Source organism: Mycobacterium sp. TH-M116 (assembly GCF_057473685.1).
Genome location: NZ_JBYCLC010000105.1, coordinates 1 through 2,429, shown reverse-complemented (window position 1 = coordinate 2,429; position 2,429 = coordinate 1). Strand labels below are relative to the sequence as shown.

Sequence of the window (2,429 nt, the reverse complement as noted above, 5' to 3'; positions counted from 1 at the left end):
TTCGGAACCGCTGGGGCCACCCGGCACCGCCGCTTCCTGCCCGCGCGGTGGTGGTCGATCGGCGGCCTGGACGCGCTGGTGATCGCGGTGCTGGCATGGTGGCACTTCGTCGGTGCCAACACCTCCGACGACGGCTACATCCTGACCATGGCCCGGGTGTCCGAGCACGCCGGCTACATGGCCAACTACTACCGCTGGTTCGGTACGCCCGAGGCCCCGTTCGGCTGGTACTACGACCTGCTGGCGCTGTGGGCCCACGCCAGCACCGCCAGCATCTGGATGCGGCTGCCGACCCTGCTCATGGCGCTGACCTGCTGGTGGCTGATCAGCCGCGAGGTGATCCCCCGGCTGGGCCACGCCGTCAAACGCAGCCGCGCCGCGGCCTGGACCGCGGCGGGCATGTTCCTGGCGGTGTGGCTGCCGCTGGACAACGGGCTGCGGCCCGAGCCGATCATCGCCCTGGGCATCCTGCTGACGTGGTGCTCGGTGGAACGCGCGGTGGCCACCAGTCGGCTGCTGCCCGTGGCGGGCGCCTGCATCATCGGCGCGCTGACGCTGTTCTCCGGGCCGACGGGCATCGCGTCCGTCGGGGCGCTGCTGGTCGCGATCGGACCGCTGCGCACCATCCTGCACCGCAGATCCAGGCGGTTCGGGCTGCTGCCGCTGCTGGCGCCCATCGGCGCCGCGGCGACCGTGACGGTGATCCTGATCTTCCGCGACCAGACCCTGGCCGGGGAGATGCAGGCCACCGCGCTCAAGCGCGCCGTCGGCCCGAGCCTGACCTGGTTCGACGAACACCTGCGCTACGAGCGGCTGTTCATGGCCAGCCCCGACGGCTCGATCGCCCGCCGCTTCGCGGTGCTGGCGCTGCTGCTCGCGCTCGGCATCTCGGTGGCGATGGCGTTGCGCAAGGGCCGCATCCCCGGCACGGCCGCCGGGCCGAGCCGGCGCATCATCGGGATCACCATCATCTCGTTCCTCGCGATGATGTTCACTCCCACCAAGTGGACCCACCACTTCGGGGTGTTCGCCGGGCTGGCCGGATCGCTGGGGGCGCTGGCCGCGGTCGCGGTGACGGCCGGTGCCATGCGTTCGCGCCGCAACCGCACCGTGTTCGCGGCCGTGGTGCTGTTCGTGATGGCACAGTGCTTCGCCAGCGTGAACGGCTGGTGGTACGTGTCCAACTTCGGTGTCCCCTGGTCGAATTCGTTCCCCAAGTGGCATTACGGGGCGTCGACGATGTTCCTTGGGCTGACGCTGCTGGTGCTGCTGCTGGCCGCGTGGTTCCACTTCGCGGCCACCGACGGGTCCGGTTCCCAGGGACCGCCCCGCACCCGCTACGGGGCGCGGCTGTCCGGAATCGCCCAGTCGCCGTTGGCGATTGCCGCGTGGGCACTGGTGGTCTTCGAGGTGACGTCGCTGACCGTGGCGATGATCGACCAATACCCGGCGTGGTCGGTGGGCCGGTCGAACCTGCAGGCTCTGACCGGCAACAACTGCGGCCTGGCGCAGGACGTCCTGGTGGAGCCCGACCCCAACGCGGGCATGCTGACCCCGGTCGCCGGCCCGGTCGCCGCGGCCCTGGGCGCCGGCATGTCGGAAGGCTTCACGCCAAACGGCATCCCCGCCCGCATCCGCGCCGACCCGGTGATGGAGCGACCGGGCGACCGCAGCTTCCTCGGCGACGACAACCCGCTCACCGGGACCGGGGCGGGCACCGAGGGCGGCACCCGGGCGGCAGAGGGCGTCAACGGTTCCCGCGCCCAGCTGCCCTACAACCTGGACCCGGCTCGCACCCCGGTGCTGGGCAGCTGGCGTCCCGGCGTCCAGGTGCCGGCCAGGCTCCGGTCGGGCTGGTACCGCCTGCCGCCCCACGACCACGCGGGCCCGCTGCTGGTGGTCAGCGCAGCCGGACGCTTCGACCCGCGCGAGGTCCAGGTCCAGTGGGCCACCGACAGCGAAGCGGCCGGCGGGCATCCCGGCGGGTCGTTCCAGTTCGACGACGTCGGGGCGGCCCCGGCCTGGCGCAACCTGCGGCTGCCACTGTCGTGGATACCGGGCGGCGCCACCCAGGTCCGCCTGGTCGCCGCCGACGAGGACCTGGCGCCGCAGCACTGGATCGCCCTGACCCCGCCGCGGATCCCGCAGCTACGCACGCTGCAGGACGTCGTGGGCTCGACGGACCCGGTGTTCCTGGACTGGCTGGTCGGGCTGGCGTTTCCCTGCCAGCGGCCGTTCGGCCACCAGAACGGCGTCGACGAGACGCCTCGGTGGCGCATCCTGCCGGACCGGTTCGGCGCGGAGGCCAACTCGCCGGTGATGGACAACAACGGCGGCGGCCCGCTGGGCGTCACCGAACTGCTGCTCAAGGCGACGACAGTGGCCACGTACCTCAAGGACGACTGGTCGCGGGACTGGGGCTCGCTACA

1 protein-coding gene is annotated in these 2,429 nt (G+C 72.1%); it reads left to right on the top strand.

Annotated features, from left to right (window positions below):
• Nucleotides 1-2,429: arabinosyltransferase (locus AC2VOK_RS05120; protein ID WP_428899520.1), on the top strand; the 2,429-nt coding region annotated here is incomplete at both ends.